This window comes from Roseicyclus salinarum (assembly GCF_029624655.1).
In the GTDB taxonomy this organism is placed as follows: Bacteria; Pseudomonadota; Alphaproteobacteria; order Rhodobacterales; family Rhodobacteraceae; genus Roseibacterium; species Roseibacterium salinarum.
Genome location: NZ_JARRSA010000027.1, coordinates 43,394 through 50,214 on the forward strand (window position 1 = coordinate 43,394; position 6,821 = coordinate 50,214).

Here is a 6,821-nt window from a genome sequence, read left to right on the forward strand (position 1 = left end):
CAGTGGCATATATATTGCCGCCAAGCGACAGACCACGCAGACGAACGGACCGCCGATGCGCACGGACGAATGGACGATGATGGCGGACAAGCCCACCGACCCTCCCGGGAACGAGGGCGACACCAATGTCATCACCAAGACGAAGCCAAAGACGCAGCGCCCGCCGATGTACAAGGTGCTGCTCCTCAACGACGACTACACGCCGATGGAATTCGTCGTGCACGTTCTCGAGCGGTTCTTCGGGGTCAGCCACTCGCAGGCCGTCGAGATCATGCTGACGGTGCACAAGAAGGGTGTGGCGGTCGTCGGCGTCTTCTCCTACGAGATCGCCGAGACCAAGGTCGCGCAGGTGATGGATTTCGCGCGGCGCAACCAGCATCCCCTGCAATGCACGATGGAGAAGGAGGACTGAGTTTCGGTTCTCCGCCCGCACCATGACCCCTGACAGATGGACCCTCGCGCTGGAGAACGGCGCGCTCGCCCCCGCCGGGGGCCGGCTTCTGGCGCTCATGCCGAGGGGGGAGGCAGACCTCGCCGCCTTCGCCGGTGCCGACATCACCGCCGTACAGGGCTTCCGGCCCGACCACGACAGGCTTCAGTCGCGCGGCTTCGATGTCGTGCCGGAGCTTGAAGATGCCGCGCCCGGCTTCGACGCAGCACTCGTCCAGATCGTCAAGTCCCGCGTCCGCACCCTCGCGGCCGTGGCAGAGGCGCTGTCGCTGCTGAAGCCCGGCGGGCTCCTGATGGTCGACGGCGCGAAGGAGGAGGGCATCGAGGCGATCCTGAAGGCGGTGCGGGCGCTGCTGCCGGTCGACGAGGTCTATTCCAAGGCCCACGGCAAGCTGTTCTGGCTGCACCGGCCCGAGGAGTTGCCCGGCGAACTGGCGGAGTGGATCGCGCTGCCCGAGACGATCGCGGCGGGCTACGTCACGGCCCCCGGCGGCTTTTCCGCCGATGCGCCCGACCGGGGCTCGGAAATCCTCGTGGCGCTCGCCCCCGCGCTCAAGGGCCGCGTCGCCGACCTCGGCGCCGGCTGGGGCTACGTCGCGGGCGAGGTTCTGGCCGAGCAGGAGGGGATCGAGTACCTCGACCTCATCGAGGCGGACCACGCCATGCTGGAGGCCGCCCGCGCCAACGTCGACGATCCCCGCGCCGCGTTCCACTGGGCCGACGCCACGCGCTTCGAGCCGTCCGAACCCTACGACGCGATCCTGTGCAACCCGCCGTTCCACACGGGCCGCCGCGCCGATCCCGACCTCGGCCGCGCCTTCATCGCGGCGGCGACGCGGATGCTGTCGCCCTCCGGCAAATTCATCATGGTCGCCAACCGCCATCTGCCCTATGAGGCGGCCCTCAAGGAGGCGTTCGCCACCGGCCGGCAGATCGGCGAGCTCGAGGGCTACAAGCTCTACGAGGCGTCCAAGCCACGGCGCGCGTCCGGACGGACATCCGGGGGACGGAAACGATGACACTTTCGATCCAGGGCAAGACCGCGATCATCACCGGCGCCGCGAACGGCGTCGGCCTGGCCATCGCGCGCCATTTCGTCGATCGCGGCGCGAACGTGATGTTCGCCGACCGCGACGAGGCGCGCCTTGCCGACGAGTGCGGCGAGATCGAGGACGACAAGGGGCAGGTGCGCTACTTCGCCGGCGACCTGCGCGAGCGGCTGACGGTGGCGAACCTTCTTTCCGCGACGCTCGACGCCTTCGACCGGATCGACGTGCTGGTGAACGCCAGCAGGCAGATCCTGCCGACCGACCCGCTGGACCCGTCCGACGGCTCGGTCGCGGCGCTTCTCGAGCAGAACATGTTCGCCGCCCTCCGCCTCAGCCAGGCCGTCGCCAACCGCATGATCGCCCAGGCCGAGGCCGAGGGCGCCGAGGAAGGGCCCGTAGGCTCCATCGTCAACATCTCGTCCATCGCCGCGCGGCGGACGCATCCCGACCTCATGGGCTACTCCATTTCGTGCGCCGCCCTCGACCAGGCGACCCGCAGCCTCGCCGTGGCGCTCGCACCGCACCGCATCCGGGTCAACGGCGTGGCCTTCGGGTCGGTCATGTCGACGAGCCTGAAGGAAAGCCTGAACGAGACCGAGGGCCTCCGGCAGGAGATCCGGCAATGCACTCCGCTCGGCCGGATCGCCAGCGCCCGCGAGGTGACGGCGGCTGTCCAGTTCCTCGCCTCTGACGGCGCGGGGTTCGTGACAGGTGAGGTGCTGACAGTGGATGGCGGCCGGACGCTTCTGGACAACGTCAGCATCGCCGCGCACTAGCGCCATCCGGCGACGCGCTCGGCCGGTCCTTGCGCTTGGTGGGGAATTGGCGGACCGACATTCGTCCGCGCGGTGCCGATGACGATGCCACGATCAACCGGGCAGGGGCGCCCTTGTGGATGGTTCGGCGCCCGAAGGCTCGCGACGCGGGAGAGGCGCGGCGAGGCCCCCCGGAGCATGCCGGGGAAGCCTCAGGGACCCGACGCCTCAGCGGCGGCGGTCGTCGTCGTCATCCTCGTCGTCGTCGCTGTCGGGCAGGTTGAAGAGGCTGTCCGCATCGACGGTGCGCTGCGGCTTGTCGTCCTCAACGTCATTGTCCTCGCTGTCGCTGAGCGAGAACGTCTCGAGCCCGGAAATCGACGAGGGCACCCTCGGCTCGGTATCCATCCCGAGGCTCTGCTCGGTCGAGACGAGCTTGCGGCGCTCGTCGTCGGACATGACCTCGCCGTCGCGGGCCCGCTTGGCGTTGGCTTTCTGGACGGCAGCGTCCAGTTCGCCCTGCTTGCACAGGCCGAGCGCGACAGGGTCGATCGGCTGGATGTTGGAGATGTTCCAGTGCGTGCGCTCGCGGATCGACTGGATCGTGGGCTTGGTCGTGCCGACCAGCTTCGAGATCTGGCTGTCGGTCAGCTCGGGGTGGAACTTCACCAGCCACAGGATGGAGGCCGGCCGGTCCTGCCGCTTGGACAGGGGCGTGTAGCGCGGTCCGCGCCGCTTCTCCTCGCCGACGGCGGCGGGATTGTGCTTGAGCTTCAGCTTGTGCAGTGGATCGGCCTCGGCGGCGTCGATCTCTTCCTGGGTGAGCTGGTTGTTGACGATCGGATCGAAACCCTTGACGCCCGCGGCCACGTCGCCGTCCGCGATGCCCTGCACCTCCAGTTCGTGAAGGCCGCAGAAATCGCCGATCTGCTTGAAGCTCAGCGTGGTGTTGTCGACGAGCCAGACGGCGGTGGCCTTGGCCATGATCGGTTTGTTCATGTCTGTCGCCTCCTTGGACGCGGGTATACGAGTGACGGGCCGTCGGAGCGGCTGCGGGTCTGTCCCGCCGGTCCTCGATTTCGGGGAAATCGCACCGTATATAGGCACGGTCGCATCGGGAGGGAAGGGGAAATGCGTCAGGCATGGATGGCGTTGGCGCTTGCGCTTTCGCTGTGGCCCGGAGCCTCCGGCGCCGAGGGAGAACCCGCGGGCACGTTCGACTACTACGTCCTGGCGCTCAGCTGGACGCCGACATGGTGCGCTCTGGAAGGCGACGCGCGCGACAGCCCGCAATGCGATGCGGGCCGGGGCTTCGGGTTCACGCTGCACGGCCTCTGGCCCCAGTTCGAGGATGGATGGCCAAGCTGGTGCCCGACCGCGCGGCAGCCGCCGTCGCGCGCCGCAACGGCCGCGATGGCCGATATCATGGGCACGTCGGGCCTTGCCTGGCACCAGTGGCGCAAGCATGGTGTCTGCTCGGGGCTGTCTTCGGCGGACTACTTCGACCTGTCGCGCCGCGCCTACGAGCGCGTCCGGCGCCCCGAGGTCCTGCGCCGTCTCGACCGCGAGGTGCGGCTTCCCGCCCGCGTGGTCGAGGAGGCCTTCCTCGAGGCGAACCCTGAACTCGGGGCCGACATGCTGACGGTGACATGCCGTCAGGGCCGGCTGCAGGAGGTCCGCCTGTGCCTCACCCGCAATCTCGAGCCGAGGACCTGCGGCGCGGACGTGGTGCGCGACTGCACCATGGAGGAGGCGCTCTTCAGCCCGATGCGGTGACACCCGGCGGCGGCTGGCAGGATTGCGTATTTGAAGAAAGATGAAGACGAAGCGCTTTCATCTTTCCCGAAATACGCACTTCGGGAGCGCGGTCGGACCCGACGCGCCGGCCCCGGTCGCTCCGGGGAGCGTCACGAGCGGAACACGAAGTAGATGTAGGGGGCCACGGGCGCCGTCTCGGGGAGGGCGCCGAAGGTCTCCTCGAGCGCCTCGAAGACGGGCGCGTAGCGGTCGAGGGTGCCCTTTTCGGTGCCGAGAAGCCCGTCGAGCGCGTTTCGCAGGCGCCGCAGCGGCGTCACGTCCTCCTGCGGCTGGTCGATCGGGTAGCACTCGGCATAGCCGATCTCGTATCCCAGGTGCGTCAGCGCCGAGATGTCGAAGACGCGGTCCTCGCCGGTTCCCTCGCCCCGCGCGCCTCGCAGGACCTGGCGCGTCGCGCCCTCCAGGCGCATCTGCGCCAGCTGGCTCAGGCCCTTTCGCGCGGCCTTGCGCCCGAGAAAGCCGCCTCCGCCGCCGTTCTCGTCGCCATTCGCGACGCCGCCCCCCTGCGCCTCGAAGCGCCGGATGAGGTCCATGACGAAGGCGTTCCAGATCTTGCCCTGCAGGCAGGGTTCGAGGAATATCGCCACCCCGCCCGGCTTCAGCCAGCGGCGCACGTTGGCCAGAAGGTCCTGCGGGTCGCTTTCGCGGGCCAGCGCGCCGCGTCCGAGCACGAGATCGAGCGCGCCCATCTCGATGCCGAGGCCCCCGGTGCCGCTGTCGAGCACGAGCGCCGCGCCGCCTTCGGTGATCTCGGCCAGGTGCGCCAGAGCCGTCGTGGAGGTCTCGGTCGCGTAGAGCCGCCGGACCCGCTCGTCATGCGCGAGGCCCCAGGTCCAGGCTCCGCCAGCCGCCCCGATCTCGAGGACCTCGCCGAGGTTCTTCCGCCCGAGCACCTGCCCGAGGATGATGTCGAGATCTCGGTAGTGCCCGATGCGCGCCGCTTCGGTTGGAAAGAAGGCGCGGGCGATGCCCTCGGGCGCGCCCGGGGCGGGCGGGACCTCGCCATAGGCCGGGTTGAGCGCGTGGACGCCGTTCTCGGAGGCCACGACGTGGCCGCAGCGCCGGCATTCCAGCCCGTCTTCGGTCAGCCAGAGCTGGTTCTCGGTGCATCCGGGGCAGAGGAGCGCCGTGTATCCGGGAGCGATCGGCATGGTTCAGAGCGCCTTTCTGGCCTTGAGGGCGGCCGAGATCGTGCCGTCGTCGAGATAGTCGAGTTCGCCGCCGATGGGCACGCCCTGCGCCAGCGAGGTGATGGAGACGCCGGTGCCTTCCAGCGCGTCGGCGATGTAGTGGGCCGTGGTCTGGCCGTCGACAGTCGCGTTGAGCGCGAGGATGACCTCGCGCACGCCCTCGCCGGCGATGCGGTCGACCAGGCGGGGAATGTGCAGGTCCTCGGGTCCGACGTCGTCAAGCGCCGAGAGGGTGCCGCCCAGCACGTGGTAGCGTCCCGCGAAGGCATGGCCGCGTTCCATCGCCCAGAGGTCGGCCACATCCTCGACCACGCAGATCTGCCCGTTCCTGCGTTCCTCGTCGGCGCAGATCGGGCAGAGGTCGGCGGTGCCGACGTTGCCGCAGTTGAAGCAGGTGCGCGCGGTTTCCGCGACCTTCGCCATCGTCTCGGCGAGCGGCGACATCAGCGTGCCGCGCTTCTTGAGCAGGTGCAGCACCGCGCGCCGGGCCGATCGGGGCCCAAGGCCCGGCAGGCGGGACAAGATCTCGATCAGCGCCTCGATGTCGCGGGGCGCGCCGTCATGGGACGGGGGAGGGGCCAAGGAGTTACCTCAGAACGGCAGCTTCATGCCCGCGGGCAGGCCCAGTTCCTCGGTGATCTTCGCCAGTTCCTCCTGGCTTCTTTCCTGCGCCTTCGACTGCGCATCCTTGATCGCGGCGAGGATCAGGTCCTCGACGACTTCCTTGTCGTCCTGGTTGAAGATCGACGGGTCGATGTCGAGGCCGGTCAGCTCGCCCTGGGCCGTCGCCGTGGCCTTCACCAGGCCCGCGCCGGACATGCCGGTGACAGTGATGCTGCCTAGGCCTTCCTGAAGCTCGGCGACCTTCGCCTGCATCTCCTGCGCCTGTTTCATGAGCTTGGACATGTCGCCCAGCCCGCCCAATCCTTTCAGCATGTCGGTCTTCCCCCTTTTCGGTTTCGTTTCAGATACGCGCCGTGCGCGCATGTAACAAGGCGTTGCGGCGCGCGCGGGGCGCGATGCGGCGCCGCGCCGCTCATGGGCGTCAGTCGTCCTCGAAGGGATCCCAGTCGTCGGGCGTGTCGTCGGCCGCGTCATCGGGGTCGGGCAGGCAGGGCAGCGCCTCGGCTTCGGCCTCGCGGGCCAGCTCGTCGCGGGTGCGGATGCCGGTGATCCGCGCCTCGGGGAAGGCGGCCGTCACCGCCTGCAGCAGGGGGTGACGCGCGACGCTCCGCTCCAGCGCGCGGCGCGCCTCCTCCTCGCGCTCGGCCTCGGTGGGCGCGCCGCCGGAGCCGACCGTGATCGCCCAGCGGGCGCCCGTTGCGGTCTGCAGCATGCGGCCCAGCCGGGGCAGCAGGTCGCGCGGGGCGTTCCCGGTCGGCTCGACCTCGATCCGGCCGGGGGCGTAGGACACAAGCCGCAGGCAGGACTTCACCTCGATCAGGAGCTTGATGTCGCGCGCGCCTTCCACCAGCGCCACGACGCTGTCCCAGGTCGGATAGCGCGCGAGATCGGGGCCGGGCGCGCGGGCGAGCGCGGCCTGCGGTCCGCCGCCGCCG

The 6,821-nt window shown here is 69.4% G+C and carries 8 protein-coding genes and 1 pseudogene; 4 read left to right on the forward strand and 5 right to left on the reverse strand.

Annotated elements, in window-relative coordinates:
* Nucleotides 1-79: 79 nt before the first annotated feature.
* The 3 genes from clpS to P6F26_RS15610 are packed head-to-tail and all read left to right on the forward strand — an operon-like array spanning nucleotide 80 to nucleotide 2,275.
* Nucleotides 80-412 (forward strand): ATP-dependent Clp protease adapter ClpS, encoded by a 333-nt coding sequence (clpS, locus tag P6F26_RS15600; RefSeq protein WP_278029632.1) that lies wholly within the window; start codon nucleotides 80-82, stop codon nucleotides 410-412.
* 22 nt (nucleotides 413-434) lie between these two features.
* A complete protein-coding gene (locus tag P6F26_RS15605; RefSeq protein WP_278029623.1) occupies nucleotides 435-1,469 on the forward strand; it encodes a class I SAM-dependent methyltransferase in 1,035 nt (344 codons plus the stop codon).
* Nucleotides 1,466-2,275, forward strand: coding sequence for an SDR family NAD(P)-dependent oxidoreductase (locus P6F26_RS15610; protein WP_278029624.1), 810 nt, complete (start codon nucleotides 1,466-1,468; stop codon nucleotides 2,273-2,275). Before P6F26_RS15605 ends, P6F26_RS15610 begins: the two co-directional genes overlap by 4 nt.
* Before the next feature lie 207 nt (nucleotides 2,276-2,482).
* Here P6F26_RS15610 and P6F26_RS15615 read toward each other — a convergent pair whose 3' ends face one another.
* Nucleotides 2,483-3,253 carry a DUF1013 domain-containing protein gene (locus P6F26_RS15615; RefSeq protein WP_278029625.1) on the reverse strand — a complete coding sequence of 257 codons (771 nt, stop codon included), beginning with the start codon at nucleotides 3,251-3,253 and terminating at the stop codon, nucleotides 2,483-2,485.
* A 132-nt stretch (nucleotides 3,254-3,385) separates the two neighbouring features.
* Here P6F26_RS15615 and P6F26_RS15620 point away from each other — a divergent pair, with 132 nt between their 5' ends.
* Nucleotides 3,386-4,030, forward strand: a complete 645-nt coding sequence (locus P6F26_RS15620; protein ID WP_278029626.1) for a ribonuclease T2 family protein — start codon at nucleotides 3,386-3,388, stop codon at nucleotides 4,028-4,030.
* Nucleotides 4,031-4,161: 131 nt separating this feature from the next.
* Here the strand turns inward: P6F26_RS15620 and P6F26_RS15625 are convergent, their stop codons facing one another.
* The 4 genes and pseudogenes from P6F26_RS15625 to P6F26_RS15640 form a co-directional block, all read right to left on the reverse strand.
* Complete coding sequence (locus tag P6F26_RS15625) at nucleotides 4,162-5,223, reverse strand: class I SAM-dependent methyltransferase (RefSeq protein ID WP_278029627.1); 1,062 nt, start codon at nucleotides 5,221-5,223, stop codon at nucleotides 4,162-4,164.
* Nucleotides 5,224-5,226: 3 nt separating this feature from the next.
* Nucleotides 5,227-5,844: a recombination mediator RecR gene (gene recR, locus P6F26_RS15630; RefSeq protein WP_278029628.1), complete on the reverse strand. Its 618-nt coding sequence runs from the start codon at nucleotides 5,842-5,844 to the stop codon at nucleotides 5,227-5,229.
* A 9-nt stretch (nucleotides 5,845-5,853) separates the two neighbouring features.
* A complete protein-coding gene (locus P6F26_RS15635; RefSeq protein WP_278029629.1) occupies nucleotides 5,854-6,198 on the reverse strand; it encodes a YbaB/EbfC family nucleoid-associated protein in 345 nt (114 codons plus the stop codon).
* Between the two features lie 109 nt (nucleotides 6,199-6,307).
* Nucleotides 6,308-6,821 (reverse strand): annotated as a pseudogene (locus P6F26_RS15640) (DNA polymerase III subunit gamma/tau); the annotation flags it as partial.

Excerpts from the sequence above, each read along its gene's own strand:
- P6F26_RS15635 (WP_278029629.1), bottom strand. The coding sequence starts at position 6,198 with ATGCTGAAAGGATTGGGCGGGCTGGGCGACATGTCCAAGCTCATGAAA.
- P6F26_RS15615 (WP_278029625.1), bottom strand. The coding sequence starts at position 3,253 with ATGAACAAACCGATCATGGCCAAGGCCACCGCCGTCTGGCTCGTCGAC.
- P6F26_RS15610 (WP_278029624.1), top strand. The coding sequence starts at position 1,466 with ATGACACTTTCGATCCAGGGCAAGACCGCGATCATCACCGGCGCCGCG.
- P6F26_RS15620 (WP_278029626.1), top strand. The coding sequence starts at position 3,386 with ATGCGTCAGGCATGGATGGCGTTGGCGCTTGCGCTTTCGCTGTGGCCC.
- clpS (WP_278029632.1), top strand. The coding sequence starts at position 80 with ATGGCGGACAAGCCCACCGACCCTCCCGGGAACGAGGGCGACACCAAT.
- P6F26_RS15605 (WP_278029623.1), top strand. The coding sequence starts at position 435 with ATGACCCCTGACAGATGGACCCTCGCGCTGGAGAACGGCGCGCTCGCC.
- P6F26_RS15625 (WP_278029627.1), bottom strand. The coding sequence starts at position 5,223 with ATGCCGATCGCTCCCGGATACACGGCGCTCCTCTGCCCCGGATGCACC.